13 protein-coding genes and 2 pseudogenes are annotated in these 15,501 nt (G+C 73.3%); 3 read left to right on the top strand and 12 right to left on the bottom strand.

The window, feature by feature from the left end; translation table 11 throughout:
- Window positions 1-2 precede the first annotated feature (2 nt).
- Window positions 3-884: an NAD(P)-dependent oxidoreductase gene (locus ACFYWG_RS08700; RefSeq protein ID WP_385418546.1), complete on the top strand. Its 882-nt coding sequence runs from the start codon at window positions 3-5 to the stop codon at window positions 882-884.
- A 109-nt stretch (window positions 885-993) separates the two neighbouring features.
- On the opposite strand, the gene ACFYWG_RS08695 is transcribed toward ACFYWG_RS08700, so the two are convergent.
- The 4 genes and pseudogenes from ACFYWG_RS08695 to ACFYWG_RS08680 form a co-directional block, all read right to left on the bottom strand.
- Window positions 994-1,611, bottom strand: a complete 618-nt coding sequence (locus ACFYWG_RS08695; RefSeq protein ID WP_389200130.1) for a TOPRIM nucleotidyl transferase/hydrolase domain-containing protein — start codon at window positions 1,609-1,611, stop codon at window positions 994-996.
- A 165-nt stretch (window positions 1,612-1,776) separates the two neighbouring features.
- A complete protein-coding gene (locus tag ACFYWG_RS08690) occupies window positions 1,777-2,595 on the bottom strand; it encodes an endonuclease/exonuclease/phosphatase family protein (protein WP_383510531.1) in 819 nt (272 codons plus the stop codon).
- Window positions 2,596-2,772: 177 nt separating this feature from the next.
- Window positions 2,773-3,228: pseudogene (locus ACFYWG_RS08685) on the bottom strand (PPOX class F420-dependent oxidoreductase); the annotation flags it as partial.
- Between the two features lie 167 nt (window positions 3,229-3,395).
- Window positions 3,396-4,034, bottom strand: a complete 639-nt coding sequence (locus ACFYWG_RS08680) for a TetR/AcrR family transcriptional regulator (RefSeq protein ID WP_383510513.1) — start codon at window positions 4,032-4,034, stop codon at window positions 3,396-3,398.
- Between the two features lie 67 nt (window positions 4,035-4,101).
- Here ACFYWG_RS08680 and ACFYWG_RS08675 point away from each other — a divergent pair, with 67 nt between their 5' ends.
- Both ACFYWG_RS08675 and ACFYWG_RS08670 read left to right on the top strand, forming a co-directional pair.
- The gene (locus ACFYWG_RS08675; protein WP_389200127.1) at window positions 4,102-5,721 is read left to right on the top strand and encodes an FAD-binding oxidoreductase; all 1,620 of its coding nucleotides are present in this window, start codon (window positions 4,102-4,104) and stop codon (window positions 5,719-5,721) included.
- 261 nt (window positions 5,722-5,982) lie between these two features.
- Window positions 5,983-8,238 (top strand): FUSC family protein, encoded by a 2,256-nt coding sequence (locus tag ACFYWG_RS08670; protein WP_389200125.1) that lies wholly within the window; start codon window positions 5,983-5,985, stop codon window positions 8,236-8,238.
- A gap of 183 nt (window positions 8,239-8,421) precedes the next feature.
- Here the strand turns inward: ACFYWG_RS08670 and ACFYWG_RS08665 are convergent, their stop codons facing one another.
- The 8 genes and pseudogenes from ACFYWG_RS08665 to ACFYWG_RS08630 all read right to left on the bottom strand — a co-directional run bounded on the left by ACFYWG_RS08665 (window position 8,422) and on the right by ACFYWG_RS08630 (window position 15,463).
- Entirely contained in the window at window positions 8,422-9,060 is a 639-nt protein-coding gene (locus ACFYWG_RS08665; protein WP_383510675.1) for a TetR/AcrR family transcriptional regulator C-terminal ligand-binding domain-containing protein, read from the bottom strand.
- Between the two features lie 52 nt (window positions 9,061-9,112).
- A complete protein-coding gene (locus ACFYWG_RS08660) occupies window positions 9,113-9,868 on the bottom strand; it encodes an SDR family oxidoreductase (RefSeq protein WP_389200123.1) in 756 nt (251 codons plus the stop codon).
- Between the two features lie 158 nt (window positions 9,869-10,026).
- A pseudogene (locus tag ACFYWG_RS08655) lies at window positions 10,027-10,230 on the bottom strand (hypothetical protein); the annotation flags it as partial.
- 94 nt (window positions 10,231-10,324) lie between these two features.
- On the bottom strand, window positions 10,325-10,795 hold the full coding sequence (locus tag ACFYWG_RS08650; RefSeq protein ID WP_385420267.1) for a hypothetical protein: 471 nt from the start codon (window positions 10,793-10,795) through the stop codon (window positions 10,325-10,327).
- A gap of 110 nt (window positions 10,796-10,905) precedes the next feature.
- Entirely contained in the window at window positions 10,906-12,969 is a 2,064-nt protein-coding gene (locus ACFYWG_RS08645; RefSeq protein ID WP_389200121.1) for a discoidin domain-containing protein, read from the bottom strand.
- A 407-nt stretch (window positions 12,970-13,376) separates the two neighbouring features.
- Complete coding sequence (locus tag ACFYWG_RS08640; protein ID WP_389200751.1) at window positions 13,377-13,943, bottom strand: snapalysin family zinc-dependent metalloprotease; 567 nt, start codon at window positions 13,941-13,943, stop codon at window positions 13,377-13,379.
- A 267-nt stretch (window positions 13,944-14,210) separates the two neighbouring features.
- A complete protein-coding gene (locus tag ACFYWG_RS08635; RefSeq protein WP_389200119.1) occupies window positions 14,211-14,504 on the bottom strand; it encodes a hypothetical protein in 294 nt (97 codons plus the stop codon).
- A gap of 197 nt (window positions 14,505-14,701) precedes the next feature.
- Window positions 14,702-15,463 (bottom strand): ZIP family metal transporter, encoded by a 762-nt coding sequence (locus ACFYWG_RS08630; RefSeq protein ID WP_389200117.1) that lies wholly within the window; start codon window positions 15,461-15,463, stop codon window positions 14,702-14,704.
- Window positions 15,464-15,501 lie beyond the last annotated feature (38 nt).

Genomic DNA, 15,501 nt, shown 5'->3' with positions numbered 1-15,501 from the left:
TCATGGACGTCGGTTTCATCGGCCTGGGGGTCATGGGACAGCCCATGGCCCTGAACCTGGCCCGTGCCGGGACGCGGCTCGTGGTGTGGAACCGCACGGCCGGGCGGTGCGAGCCGCTGCGCGCGGCCGGGGCCGACGTGGCGGCGAACGCCGGGGAGGTGTTCCACCGGGCGGGCACGGTCTTCCTCATGCTGGCCGACGAGGCCGCCCTCGACACGGTGCTCGGGCGCGGTACACCGGACTTCGGCGCGCGCGTGGCCGGCCGCACGGTCGTCCACATGGGCACGACCTCGGCCGAGTACTCCCGCGCGCTGCGGGACGACGTCCGCAGCGCGGGCGGACGGTACGTCGAGGCGCCGGTCTCCGGGAGCCGCGTGCCCGCCGAGCGGGGTGAGCTGGTGGGGATGCTGGCGGGGGACGAGGACGCCGTGGCGGCCGTGCGGCCGCTGCTCGCCCCGATGTGCCGGGAGACCTTCCTGTGCGGGCCCGTCCCGGGGGCGCTGCTCATGAAGTTCTCCGTGAACCTGTTCCTGATCACCCTGGTCACCGGGCTGGCGGAGTCCTTCCACTTCGCCGAACGGCACGGGCTGGACCAGGAGTTGCTGCGGGACGTCCTGGACGCGGGCCCCATGGCCAGCGCCGTTTCACGGGTCAAGGCTCCGAAGCTGCTGGAGCGTGACTTCTCGGTCCAGGCGGCCGCGGCGGACGTGCTGAAGAACAACCGGTTGATCGCGGAGGCCGCCCGCAAAGCCGACCTGGCGTCCCCGCTCCTCGACGTCTGCCACGCCCTCTACGACGAGACGGTGCGGCGGGGGCACGGGGGCGAGGACATGGTCGCGGTCCTTCGCGCGATCGAGGCCCGGACCGAGGAGCCGACGGCGTAGGCGAGGGCGGCGGACACGCGGGAAAGCGAGAGGCGGGGACGGCGGGCAGGCGGGGACGGCGGACCGGCGGGGGCCTGTGCGGCGGCTGGTGCGCCTGCGGCCGCCGGCCTCACAGCACGGCGAGCAAGCGCTCCAGCGGTTGCGGCACCTGGTGCGCTTCGAGCGCCTCGACCAGGGCGCGACCGTAATGGATCTTGCGGCCCTTCTTCGTCCCGAGGAACCGCCGGAACTGCTGCTGCGGAGCGCGTCCTTGCTGGGCGGGCTGGCGGAGGAAGGTCTGCAGGGGCCGCCCGTCGCCTTCCTCCCGGACGAGTTCCGCCACTCGCGCGACGCCCAGCGCGCGGATGAGCTCGTCCTCCAGATCGGCGGCGCAGACGAAGAAGTCGCGCTGTGCCGCCCCGGCCGCCTCGAAACCGCGGGCGTAGTAGTCCCGTTCGGCCTCGTCGCACAGTCCCGTGAGGCGCAGCCCCAGCCCGGGCGAGCCCAGCAGGCGGGCGTAGCGCCCGACGCTCATGGCGCCGCCGATCGACAGGACGCACACCCCCTCGGCCGCCAGGTCCCGGCCCCGGCCGGCCGCCAGCGCGTTGACCGCCGCCACGTCGCGGCGCCCTTCGAGCAGGACGGCGGCCCGCACCCCCAGCCGGGACGCCAGTTCGCGGGCGGGCCCGCCGGAACCGCCCACGGCCCATGCGGCCACCGCGTCCTCGAACGCCCCCATGTCACCCATGCCCCGAGTCTGGGCCCCAGCCGCCCCCGAGCGCGAGCCCGTTTCCACCGACGGACCGCCAGGGCCGTAAGCCCGGTGGCCTCGCCCGGTACACCGGCGCCCTGGCCCGGGACACCGTTGACTTCGTCCGGCACGAGTGCGCGGCTGTCGTCCCGCGCGCGCCGGTCAGGGCCGGTCCGCCGGCTGCGGCAGGTCCAGGTCGGCGTACACCGCGTGGTGGTCCGACGCGGGGGTGGGGTGGACCTGATGGTCGCGGGCGGTGATGCCGCGCAGGAAGACGTAGTCGAACTTGCTCTGCCAGTCGGTGGTCGGCCGGCAGGTACCCGTGGGTTCGGGGCGGCACCGGGGGTCGGTGTCCGTCGCCAGCGCCCACATGCCGGTGAGTTCGGGTGCTTCCGGCACGGCGTTGAAGTCGCCCAGGACGATCGCCCGTTCGTGCCGCGCCACCTGTTCGGTGAGGACCCCGACCTGGCCCGCGCGGACCTCCTCCTGGCGCCGCTGTGCGAGGTGGGTGTTGAAGACCCGGACCGGGCGGTCGCCCACGGTCGTGGTGACCGCCATGTACCCGCGGTCCTCGGATCCGCCGTCCGGATACTCGTCCGTGACGAGGTCGGACAGGGGGGCCGCCGAGAGGATCGCCTGGCCGAAGCCCCCGGGATTCCAGGGCAGGCCCCCGCAACGCCCCCAGCTCCGCAGGACCGACCCGTACGCCACGTGGTACACCAGCCCGTGCCGGTGCTCCAGGTAGTCGCGGATCCTCTCGACGTCCCGGACGCACGCCTCCTGCATGCCGACGACCTGCGGAGCGTACGCGGCGATCTCCGCGGCCCGCTCGACGTCACCCACCTCGCAGGGGTTGCAGATGTTCCACGTCATGACCCGGCCGGGTACGACGTCCTTCGCGGCCTCGACGGGTGAGGAGCTGCCGATGAGGCCGCCGCCCGGGGCGCTGGGTCCGATGAGCAGCAAGCACACCGCGGCCATGGCACCGGCGAGCAACCGCGGGCCTCTTCCGAGCACCAGGACCTCCTCAGGACGTCGCGCCTCTCATGCACGAGGTTATGGGATGGGTGGGTGAACGGTCGGGGCCGCCTGGGAAGTGCCCGTACCCGTGGCCGGCACCAGGGTGCCGTACGACCGCGGGGGCATCCGGCGCTCCTGGCCTGCGCCGTCGATCGCCGTCCCGTAGAGGCGGTTCACCCTCAGCCGGATCACCACGCGGCGCTCGTCGACCTGCTGCCGCAGGAACGCGTCCTCGTCCCCGGCCTTCGCGAACCCGGGCAGCATGGCGAGCAGCTCACGGCCGACCGCGTCGCCGGGGACCGTGGTGGGTTCGGAGATCTCGGCCTCGCCCTCCGCGACGGCGAAGGACCACATGTCCGGGCCCTGCACGTGCAGAGACGCGCGCGGGTCGTGACGCAGGTGCTTCACCTTGACGCGATCGGCCGTCGTGGAGAAGCGCAGGGTGCGCGACGCGGCGTCCCAGCTGTAGACCATCGTCGTCTGATGAGGATGGCCGCTGCGCTTCACGGTGGCGAGCGTGCCGAACTGCTGCGCGGCGAGCAGCTTGGTGGCGTCCTCGTCGGTCAGGGAGCGGGGCGTGGGTCGGTGAGTCATGCGATGCTCAACGCCCGGCAGGCCCGGACCATTTCGGGAAGGGCCGTCGAGCTCGCGCGAGTTGAGCAGCGCACGCGCCGTCGCGAGCAACCCGGCGGCACCGGCCGAGGGGTTCCTCGCATGGCGAGCACCTGGACACGACGGGAGTGCCCACCGAGTCGCGGGGCTCAGCCGGTCCCGCTGTCCCCGGCGAGGATGGCGCGGCCCGCCGTGAAGAGGCGTGCGCAGCGTTCCGTCATGGCCTGCGGTGTCTGGTCGGGGTGGGTGACCCACCAGCGGACCAGGGCCGTGCACAGGCCGCGCCAGGCGTAGGTGAGGGCGTCGGCGTCGAGCGGGTCGGTGGACCCCGCGGTGCGCAGCAGGTCGGCGGTGCCGACGGCGGCCAGCTCGTCGATGGCGTCGCGGTGGTGCGCGGCGCGCCGGGCGGCGGCGGTGCCGGGCGGCAGGGTCGCGTCGTAGAGGACGAACCAGGCCTCGCGCTGCCCGTCCAGAGCTGTGAACAGGGCGTTCAGCACCCGCAGGGGCGTGGGCGGTGCACCCGGGGCGGGTTCGGCCAGGGCGCTGCGGACGGCGTCCAGCAGGCGGGTGCCGACCGGGTCCAGGCAGGCCAGGTAGAGGTCCTGCTTGCCGCCGAAGTACTGGTGGAGCAGGGGCTTGGTGACGCCCACCCGTTCGGCGACGGCGGCCATGGTGGTGGCCTCGTAGCCGCGGCGGCCGAACTCCTCGGTGGCGGCCGCCAGGATCTGTCGTTCGCGTGCGGCCCTGGGCACTCCCTTGGTGCCGGCGCGTGAGGGAACCGTTGGCATGACACCGATATTACCCTAGGGTAATTTTCCGTCGGGTAACTTCCTGCGTCCCGTCGGGAGCACACGCATGTCCTCGTCCGCCGCGCCGTCCGGTACCGGTTCCTCCCGCATCCGCTCGTGGTGGGGCTGGGGCTACGCCGACGCCCACCCCGGTGATGCCGAGTGCACCGCCCTGGGATCCCTCCTGCCGGGCACGCACCCCCGCCCGTTGCCGCTGCCGCGGGTCGCCGACCTGCGGATCGACCGTCCCGGCGTCGCACCGCCTCCCGCGCTGGACCACCTGATCAGCACCGACCCGGACGTCCGAGCCGCCCACGCCATGGGCAGGGCGTACCGCGACATCGCTCGGGCCCTGCGCGGCCGGCCGGGCCGGATCCCCGACCTCGTCGCCCACCCGCTGCGCGACACGGACGTGACGGACCTGCTGGACTGGGCGGGAGGACAGGGTGTGGCCGTCGTGCCGTTCGGCGGCGGCACCTCCGTGGTCGGCGGCGTGGAGTATCGGGGCGACACCCACCGCGCGGTGCTGTCCCTGGACCTGACCGCGATGGACCGGGTCCTGGAGGTCGACGCGGTCAGCCGCTCGGCCAGGATCCAGGCGGGTGCCCTCGGACCGGCGCTGGAACGGCAGTTGAGGCCCCACGGGCTCACGCTGCGCCACTTCCCGCAGAGCTTCGAGTTCTCCACCCTGGGCGGCTGGCTGGCCACCCGGGCCGGAGGGCACTACGCCACCGAGCGCACCCGCATCGACGACTTCGTGCAGGGCATGACCGTGGTCACGCCCGCGGGGTCGGGCACGTCCTGGCGTCTGCCCGCGTCCGGCGCCGGACCGTCGCCCGACCGGTTCTTCCTCGGTTCGGAAGGAGCGTTCGGGGTCATCACCGAGGCGTGGATGCGCCTGCAGGAACGCCCCCGCTTCAAGGCGTCGGCGTCCGTCGCCTTCACCGACTTCCACCGGGCGCTGGAAGCGGTGCGCGCCGTCGCGCAGTCCGATCTCGCCCCGGCCAACTGCCGCCTGCTCGACCCCGGCGAGGCACTGCTCTCCGGGGCCGCGCAGGACGGTTCCTCGGTCCTGGTCCTGGGCTTCGAGTCGGCCACCGCCCCGGTCGGGGACCGTCTCGCCGACGCGCTGGAACTGGCCCGCGCGCACGGCGGCCGGGGTGGTGCCGGCGACGCGGCGTCGGCCGGGGACGGCGGCCCGGCCGACGCCGCCGTGAGCGCCTGGCGCTCGGCGTTCCTGCGGATGCCCTACCTGCGCGACGGCCTGGCCCGGATGGGCGCCGTGGTGGAGACCTTCGAGACGGCCGCCACCTGGGACCGCGTCCCCGACCTCGTCGACGCCGTACGGACCGAGGTGGGTGCCGCCGCGCTGAAGGCCACGGGAAACCCGGCCACGGTCAACTGCCGCCTGACGCACGTCTACCCGGACGGCGCCGCCCCCTACTTCACCGTCGCCGTCGCCGGACGCCCCGGTGACGAGGTGGCTGTGTGGGACGAGATCAAGGCAGCCGCCTGCGAGGTGCTCCGCCGGTACCGCGCGACCATCACCCACCACCACGCCGTGGGCCGCGACCACCGCCCCGGGTACGACGCCCAGCGCCCCGAGCCCTTCGCGCTCGCGCTGCGCGCCGCCAAGGACGCCCTCGATCCCCGGCGTGTGCTCAACCCGGGCGTCCTGGTCGACTGAGGCGGCGAGGTGGGCGACGTGGACGAGGTGGTGAGCGGGGCCGGCGACAAGGGCCCGCCTCGTCGGCACAGGCAGCCGCACAGGCAGCGACGCCCGGCGCGGCACAGGCCCGCGCTGCACAGGCCGGCGCGGCACAGGCCGGCGCGGAGAGCAGGCACCGCCGAACGGGTGCGGGCCGCCGCGTGACCTGCGGAGCCGGGTGACACTGGTGGGACAGGAGGTGTCCCAGGTTCCGGTGCGGGCGCACGTGGAGGTCGCACAATGCCGAGACGGCCGTCGCTCTCCGAATCCGCCCGGGCGGGGCGGCGGGCCCTGCGCGTCACCGTCGCCGCCGCCGTCGGTTTCTACCCCGCCCTCCACCTGTGGGACCAGCCCGTCACCGCGGTCTACGCGCTGTTCGCCCCGATCGCTTTCGGGGTGCTGTCGCCGAACCCGGGGTCCGGCCGGAGGCGCGCCGGCACGGTCCTGCGGGTCCTGCCGGCCGCCGCCGCGCTGGTCGCCCTCGGCACCGTCCTCGCCGTGTCGACCTGGTCGGCCGTCGCGGGCATGCTCGTGGTGGGGTTCGTGCTCACGTTCGGCACGACGTTCGGTCCCCGCCCGGCCGGGACCGCACCCGGCCTCCAGCTGTTCTACATCCTCGCCTGCTTCCCCCCGTACGCCCCGGACACCCTGCCGCAGCGCCTGGCCGGCCTGGCCGTCGGCATGGTGCTGCTGGCGCTGTGCGAGCTGCTCCTGCTGCCGGACCCTGCGGAGCCCGCGTACCGGCAGCGGGTGGCCGAAGCCCTCGAACTCGCCGCCCACGCGGCGGAGCGGCTCGTCGGGAGCCCCGCTGCCGAGCCGGTCGGTGCCGGGCGGCTGCGGCAGGCGGGCCGTGACCTGCGCCTGTCGCAGCAGCCGCCCGGCACCCGCCCCACCGGGCCGGGCCGCACCGACCGCGCGCTGGCCCACGCCGGCTCGGCGACGCGCCGGCTGCTGGACCAGCTCGCGGCCCTCACCGAGCTGCCCGCGGCCGCGACCGATCTGGCCTCGGACACGCTCCAGCACGGCGTCGCGGCCACCTGCCGGGAGACGGCCGGGGCCCTGCGCCGGGTCCGGCCCGCCGCCGGTCCCGAGCTGATCGAGGAGATGATCGCCCACTTCCTGGCCGTGCGCGGGGCCCCGCCCGACGTGCGGACAGCCGCCGCGCACGCCCTGCTGCGGCGGCAGTCGACGGTGCTGACGGCGGCGGTGTCGGCCGTGACCGCGCGCACGGCGGTGGCCCTGGCCGACGACGGCCGCGCGCCGGTGCACGGGCTGCCCCGCGAGCAGTTCTGGTACGCCCGGACGGGGGCGGTCCGGCTGTGGCTGATCAGGGCGACCGGGCATCTCACCCGGCGCTCCGTCGTGTTCCAGAACGCCTGGCGCGTCGCCCTGGGGCTGGCGCTGGCCCGGCTGGTGGCGGGGTCGCTCGACCTGCCCCACGGCTTCTGGGTGCTGCTGGCGGTGCTGACCCTGGGGCGCACCACGGCGGTCGCCACCTGGTCGGTCGTGCGGTCGGCGGCGGTGGGCACGCTGCTGGGCGCGCTCGCCGCCGGGCTGCTCGTCGTCGGCGCGGGTGGGACCGCCGAGGTGTACGAGTACCTGCTGGTGCCGATGATGCTGGTGGCCTTCACGGTGGGGCCGATGGAGGGGCCGGCCTGGGCGCAGGGGCTGTTCACCCTCGTCGTGGCCACGGCGTTCGCGCAGCTCGCGCCCGTGTCGTGGCGGCTGGCGGAGGCGCGACTGCTCGACGTGCTCACCGGCAGCGCGATCGGACTGCTCTGCGGTCTCCTGGCCTGGCCGGCCGGGGCCCGCGCCGAGGTACGGCACAGCGTCGCCGTCCTGCTCAGGTCCACGGCACCGCTGATCGGCGCGACCGCCGTCGCGGCCACGACGGGGCCGGGTCCGGCGGCACCGGGAGGGCGGGGGCACGATCTCCGAGGAACGGCGGGGCAAGGAGCCGAGGAGAAGACGGCGGAGCCGCACGGTCATGCACGGACTGCGGCGCCGGGCGGCGAGGCGGGCCGAGAACTCGCTGATGAAGCGCTTCGGCTGACCCGGCACCGGCTCCGCATCGCGGAGGGGGCCTACGCGCAGTACCGCACCGAGCCGTCTCCGCGCACCGATGCCGACGGGCCCGACTGGCTCGCCGCCCTCAACTACGGCGCACGCGTCCTCGTCGGGGCCTTCTGGCTGCCGCGGACGCGCGAGGGGAGCCGTCTGCCGCCCGCGGCCCGGGACTGGGTCAGGCGCGCGTGCGCCGAGGTGGAGGCGGCTGCCCGGCAGGTGGCGGACTTCCCCCCGCACGCCCTCATGATCCGGCTCACCCCGCTGCCGCCCGACGTGGCGGCCGCGGTGCCACCGCGCGCGCTGCCGTCGCTGATCGACGTGGAGGTCTGGCTCACCGCTCTCGCCGCCGACCTCCGGACGGCCACCGGCCACCATCAGGCCGATGCCCCGCCGTCGCACCGGCCCGCCGTCGGCCCGGCCGGCCACTGAGACGGCCACGGGTCGCAGACACTCGGCCCCAGGAGGCGCGGTGGCCAGGGAGCCGAAGATCACGGGTGCCCGAGCGACCGGCCCCGCCGACTCGCCAGCCGGGGATCACGGGCGCCCGGCGCCCCGCCCTCTCGCCTGCTCCGCAGCCGGGCGTCACGGGCACCCGGATCACGCCTCGGCGGCTCAGGTGCCGGCCGGGCGGTCCCCGGGCCGGGGGGCGACGCCGTCCAGCACGTTGGCCACCAGGGCCAGGACGAAGTCCTCGGTCACCGGCTCGTCCGGGACCAGCAGGCGGTGGTAGACGGCGCCCCACAGCTGGTCGACGAGGACCTGAACGTCGACGTCCGCGCGGATCTGCCCCTGCTCCCTCGCGCGCAGCAGCCGCTCCCCCGCCAGCCGTCGGCGCCCGGAGGAGTACAGGGAGCGGAAGGCGGTGGCCAGGTCCTCGTCGGTCTGTGACTGGCCGATCAGCTCGGTCACGACCCGGCCGGCCGGGCTCTGCGTCATGATCCGGGCGAACGCGCGGAGTTGACGGCTCAGGTCGGCGCGGATGTCGCCGGTGTCCTCGAAGGCGAGCGTCTCCTCCACGGCGTGGAAGTACCCGTCGAGGGCGAGCGCGCCCTTGGAGGGCCACCACTTGTAGAGCGTTGTCTTGCTGACTCCGGACAGACGGGCCACCCGTTCGAAGGTGAGGTCGGAGATCCCCTCCGTCATGAGGATCTCCCCGACCACGCGGAAGACGTCCGCGCGCACCTCGTCGGCCGGGCGGCGCCCCCGCCCGCGGGCCGGACGCCCGGCGGAGTCCTCGGCCTGCTTCGTCACGTGGTCTCTCCCTCGTCGCTGAAGTCGGTCGCCGTGCCCGGCGGGGCGGGGGTCAGGCCAGCCCGCCGTTGGTGTACAGGGTCTGGCCGTTGACCCAGCGGGCGGGGCCGGCGAGGAAGGCGACCGTCTCGGCGATGTCACCGGGGTCGCCGAGCCGCTCCAGCGGAGTGGCCTGGGCGAAGGCGGCGACGGTGGCCTCGTCCTTGCCTTCGAGGAAGAGTGGGGTGGCCACCGGGCCGGGCGCGACGGTGTTGACGGTGATGTCCTTGCCGCGCAGTTCCCGGGCGAGGATCAGCGAGATGCTCTGCACGGCGGCCTTGCTGGCGACGTACGCGCCGTAGGCCGGCAGCTGGGTGCGGGTGACGGACGTCGAGACGTTGATGATCGCGCCGCCGCGGCGGACGCGGCGCGCGGCCTGCTGGGCGACGACGAAGGTGCCGCGGATGTTGGTGCGGTGCATCCGGTCCAGATCGTCCAGGTTCAGCTCGGCGATGGGCGCGAGCACCATGATCCCCGCGGTGTTGACCACGACGTCGATCCCGCCGAACGCCCTCTCGACGGCGTCGAAGGCGGCCTCCATCGCGTGCTCGTCGGCGACGTCACCGGCCACGGCGATCGCCCGGCCGCCGGACGCGGTGACGTCCTCGACGATCGCGTCGGCCTTGGCCTTGTTGCCGGCGTAGTGCACCGCGACGGCGAAGCCGTCCGCGACGAGCCGCTCGACGACGGCCTTGCCGATACCGCCGGAGCCGCCGGTGACCAGGGCGACACGGGTGACGCCGGTTGTGGTGTCCGGGGTGGTGGTCATGACCTGTCTCCTCCAGCCAAGAAGTGAACGCTCAGTCCATATAAACAGAAAATGAACGTGCCGTCCACTTCTGTGGGCATGATTCTTCCCGGCGGCCCGCGGCCCGCGGCCCGGCTCGAAGCGGGACGGTGGCCTTGCGAGGCGCCGGGTCGAAGTGCTCAGGAAGAGGCGGGCAGGGAGCGGGCGAACTCGGCGAGCGTGCGGAAGTCGGTCTCGAGCAGGCCGATCCGCGGGTTGACGTGGTGCAGGAACCCGGGCGCGGGGTGGTGTGCCGCCACGTACGCCTGGTCCCGAGCGCTCTGCTCGTCATCCACCCAGGCGAAGGGCCGGCCGCGGGCGTGCTCCACCAGCGGAGCTGTCCGGCTTGGCCGCGTACGGGTTGAGCGGCCCGTCCACATCGAGAAACAGCAGTGGTCGGTTCAACGTCTTCCCCGGCCCGGATCCCCGGCGGCGGTCTCAGCCGATCCAGGCTTCGTCGCTGCGATGCCGGTGCAGGCCGGCAGCCGAGAACTCGTCCTCTCCGGCACCGGCCACGACGCCCAGCCGGCGCAGCGCCTGGGAGATCGGGGTGCCGGCCGGCGGGGAGGGCTCCCCCTCGTCCACCCCCAGGGGGCCGAACACCAGGGCACCGCCGTCCCACACGGCGGCCCGCTGCTCACCCGCACCGCCGAAGTACTCCGCCTCCACGTACGCCACCGGCCCGGCGGCCGACCAGCCGCCGAGTTCCTTCGCGAACCCCTGCGGCAACCGCCAGAACCCCAACTCCCGTTCCCGATCAGCCGATTCGAGCGCTGCGAGCAGTGCGTCCGTCATCGGCATCAGCGACAGCCCCTGCGCGATGGACACCGAACGGGCGGCGGGCACGGCGCGGGCCGCCCGGCGCAGCGCCTCCTCACCGCCGATCACGGCGTGCAGGTCGTAACCCATCGGGCCTCCCCCTCTTGTCGTGAAGGCGCCATCGTGTCTCACCGGGCGGTGGCGGAACCAGCGGGTTTCGCCACCGCCCCGGGTGCCGCGTCCTGCGGATGCCCCCGGACTCAGCTCCCGTGGACGCCGACCTCGTACAGGGAGTAGCCCCAGTCCGTGGCCCGTCGGACGCCGTGGATGCGGACGTAGCGGGCGGGCGTGGCGGTGAAGCGGGCCGTGTCCAGGCCGCCGTCGCCCACCGTCGTGGACCACACGGTGCGCCAGTTCGTCCCGTCGGTGGACAGTTCCACGCGGTACGACGCGCCGTAGGCCCGCTCCCAGTCGAGGGTCACCTGCCGGACGGACCGGGTGGAGCCCAGGTCGAGCCGGTACCACTGGTCGTCGCTCCAGTCGCTGGCCCAGCGCGTGCCGTGGTCGCCGTCCACGGCGCGGTGCGGCTGGTAACCGGTGAACAGGCCCCACTCCGAGGAACTCGCCGACGCGGTCGCGCCCTTGGCGAGATCGGTCATCGGCCGGTGCTGCTCCGAGGCGGCCCAGGTGTCCAGGTAAGACTCGGCTCCCCGGAAGAGGTCGTCGACGACGTCCTGTCCGCCGACCCGGCGGATGTCCTCGATCCAGTCGGGGACCAGGCCGTAGTGGGCCGCTCCGTCGGTGTTCAGGTCCCAGGTCCGCTGACCTGTGGTCTGCCGGTCGATCACGGAGGCGCCGTCGACGCTCTTGAACGGGTAGGTCACCTTGTCGGGGGCGTCCGCACCGCGCGGCGCCGGCCAGCCGCCGACGCCGTTCATGTCGGTGCCGTAGCCGTAGCCCACGCGGTACTTGTCGCGCAGGGCCTCCGTGCGCTCGGCCTCGGCGATGAAGCCCTCGGAGCCGTGCATGTACTGGGCGATGAACCCGCCCAGCCCGTAGACGCGTTCGGTCCAGTCCATGTCCATCCAGCTGTGCGAGGAGAGCACGCCGGGGTAGGACGCGGCCTCGAAGATGTCCAGGACGCGGCCGGTGGCCTTGACGCTCATGTGGTCGATCTCGAGCATCATCCCGCGCTGCATCATGCCGCGTACGGCGTACTCGCCCAGATCGGTGAGCCCGCGGACGTTGCACTGGGCGTCGGAGCCGTAGGACGGGACGGCCACGCCCGCCGGGAGCTTCTTCTCGGCCTCGGCCGCCGTCGCGTTGCCGATGGGGTTGTCGTGCTGCGGGCCGGTGCACTTCTCGGTCTTCCAGAAGGTGCCCGTCGAGAGGAACTGGCCGACGTTGATGGCCGTGCCGAGCGTGCCCGAGTCGAAGCGGACGCCGCACAGGGCGTTGTCGAACTTGTGGCACAGGAACATGCTGCGCACGCCCAGCGCGTGCAACTCGTCGAGCCCCTTGTCGATGTCGGCCCTGCTGCACTGCGCGATGTCGAGGACCTGCTTGCAGCCGAACGGCTCGGAGGTCTCCACGCCGAGGACGACCGCCAGTTTCCCCTGCTTGATCACGTCACGGGCCTGGGCGCTGTCGGTGACGATGCGGAAGAAGCCCTTTCCGGGACCGCCGTAGATCTTGTCGATGTAGGACTGCATGTCGTACGACAGCTTCGCCTGGAGGCGGATGGAGGTCATCTCGTCGCAGCTGCGGTCCTTGAAGAAGTAGACGGAGCAGATGACGCCGTTGGTGACCAGGTCGTTGACCAGCACGCGCTGCCCGCCGCGCCAGGCGCGCTCGATCCAGGCGTAGTAGTTCTGCTGGTGGGTGAGGGAGTCGTGGGCCGGCCAGTCCTTGAAGGTGGGCCAGCCGACGGGGTCGTGCTTGCCGTCACCGCCCTTGGTGATGAAGTCGAAGACGGCGAGGGAGCCGTCGGGGTAGTGCTCGGGGCAGTCCTTGAGCGCCTCGGCGATGCCCTGTTCGGAGAACGGCTTGCCGCAGATCAGGCGGCCGCCGAAGGCCTCGTTGGCGAAGATGTGGTCGTGCGCGTCGACGAAGCCGCGCACCTCGCCGTCGGCGGTCGTGCCGGTGAACGGCTCCCCGGTCACGTTGACGCCGGAGTCCGGCGTGGGACGCGCGGCCGGGTCCCACCAGGCGCCGCCCGCCGCGGAGCTCGGGGTGGGCCCGAGCAGCACGGCCAGCACGAGCAGCAGGAGCGACGTGACAGTGATGTGCCTACGCCGGCGGTACGAGCGTTTCGTACGGGTCACAGCCCCACGTCCCTCGGTCAACGGGAAGGCGCGGCCGACACATCGGCCGGCTCCGGACGCGGGAGCCCGGGAGCGACCCATTTGTCATGACCACACTCAAGATGCGTCGAGGATGACCACTGGCGGACGGTGAGTCAAGACACGCGGAGACATAACTTACTGACGAGTCATCATTGGCCGGGGTGAGGTTTGGCGCGGACCGATGAAGGGCTGCGGGTGCGGGAACGGGAACGGGAACGGCATTCCACACGGTGGTCCTTGCGCGAGGCGGGCCGTACAGGCCCGGACGCAGAAACGGACGCCGGCTCACCGCCCACCCGGAGCGCGACCGACCGTCCCGGCGGCACGCGTGCTGGGGCCACGGCCACCGGGACGGCAACGGTCCGGACCAGTACGGTCCGGACGCCTCAGTCCACGATCACCCCGGCGTGGACGGCCGATGCCCGCGTCGGGGCGAGTGCACCGCCGAAGTTGCCCTCGACCTCCGCCTTCTCGGCCGAGTTCGGATACGGGTTCGTGCACGCGGTCCCCGCGCTGGAGCCGGACATCAGGCTGGAGCAGGGCCCGGGCTTGCGGTCCGGGAGGCCCAGGATGTGCCCGAGTTCGTGCGAGGAGATGCGGACGGTGTTGTAGCCCTGGTCGACGGCCTGCCGCCCGATGTAGACCGTGCCGTTGCCCAGGCCGGCGGGCAGGGCGCGCGGCCAGCCGTTGTCGGCCAGGACCCGGATGTTCGCACGCTGGCCGGAGGCCACCGGGCGCAGCTCGACGGAGTCGACGCTCTCGTTCCAGATCGCCGCGCCCCGGTCGACGGCGCTCTTGAACTCCGCGGAGCCGCTGGCATCGTAGGTCAGGACCCGGGCAGCGGGCGGGGCGGCGTGCGTATCGGGGACGGCGGCGACGGCGGGTCCGCCCGCCAGGGACAGGGACAGCAGACAGGCAGCGGCGACGCCGCCCGTCACCATACGGACGTGCATCATCGACCTCCTCGTGGGGAAAGGGCAGTCGTGCTCATGACATTCTCGGCCTCCCCCTGCCCAACCGTGCGGGAAGTCAATCCGTCAATCAGCGTCAGGCGAGGGCCAGGGCACCGAGCGGCCCCTGTCCCCGGGGACGGTCGACGGCCCCCTCACGCGCTCCCGGACGGCGGCACACGTGTCGGCGGCCGGTCCGTTCCTCAGTGCCACCCGTGCGGTGCTGAGGAACGGACCGGCCGCCGATCCGTAGGAGTCGGGGCGGGGCAGTCAGGCGCTGGCGTGCCGGCCCAAGGCCGCCCGTCGCGGAGCGGCGTGATGCACCGCGTCGCCGGAACCGTCGGCCTGCTGGCGGCGCAGCCACAGGGACGACATGAACAGCAGGGTGGCGAAGACCACCAGGAACACCAGCGACACCCACATCTGGCGCCCTCCCGGCTCGTCCCAGGCAGACGAGGCGGACGACACCGCCCACAGGGTCGCGCCCGCGGCGTAGAACATGCGGATCTTGCGCAGCTGCCGCAGGGCTCGTACGGATTCAGCGTGATCGGTTTCCGGTGCCATGCCGACGCAGGTACCCCGAATTTCGTTCTCCAACGTCCCCTGTCCAACTCGTGACCCGGAAGCCCGCCGATCCCCCGTTCAACCCTTGCGACGTACCGGCTCGACGGCCGGATCGCGCCCGCCCGCACGCGGGTTGAGCCGCGCCGCGTCAGACGTCAGGCGTCAGGCTTTTGACTTCGGGCGTCGGACGTCAGATGTCAGGCGTGGGACAGCGCGAAGGAGACGAGGAAGCCGCCGACCGTGACCAGCCCGATCGCCAGGTGAGCCTCCTCGAACGCCTCGGGGATCATCGTGTCGGCGATCATCGCGAGGATCGCCCCGGCGGCCACCGCGGTGACTCCCGCGATCACCGTGTCCGAGAAGCCGCCCAGGACGACGTAGCCGAGGATCGCCGAGACAGTGCTCGCGGCCGCGATCGCGCCCCACACGGCGAAGACGTACCGCTTGCCGCGCCCGGCCTTCTTCATGCCGGCCGAGCTGGACAGACCCTCGGGGATGTTGCTGATGAACACGGCGGCGACGGTCACGAGGCTGACCGCTCCGCCGTCCAGCAGGCTCACGCCGATCACCGCCGACTCGGGCACACCGTCCAGCAGCGCGCCCAGCGCGAGGGCGAGGCCGGAGCCGCTCTGCTGCTGCTCGGACGGTTGTGCCTGCACGGCGTGGTGGCCCGATCGCTTGCGGTGGCGCGCCCCGCGGCGTGCGAGCCACAGGTTGCCCGCCGTGTACGCCAAGGCCCCGCCGAGCGTCCCGACCGCCGCCGGGGCCAGCCCGCCCTGCTCGTACGCCTCACCGACCAGCTCGAACGAGACGGCGGAGAGGAGCACGCCCGCACCGAAGGCCATCACCAGCGCGATCACGGGTTGCGGCACGCGGATGCCGTAGCCGATCGCCGCTCCCACCAGGAGCGCACTGCCCGCGAGCAGCCCCCAGCCGCCTGCCTGTATCACCTCGGACATGCGGGACCGTGTACCCAGCGGAGCGTGATCGGCACGCG

It is taken from the genome of Streptomyces sp. NPDC003456, assembly GCF_042878735.1.
In the GTDB taxonomy this organism is placed as follows: Bacteria; Actinomycetota; Actinomycetes; order Streptomycetales; family Streptomycetaceae; genus Streptomyces.
Note: the sequence above shows the minus strand (reverse complement) of the source record. Positions and strands in the feature narration are given on the sequence as shown.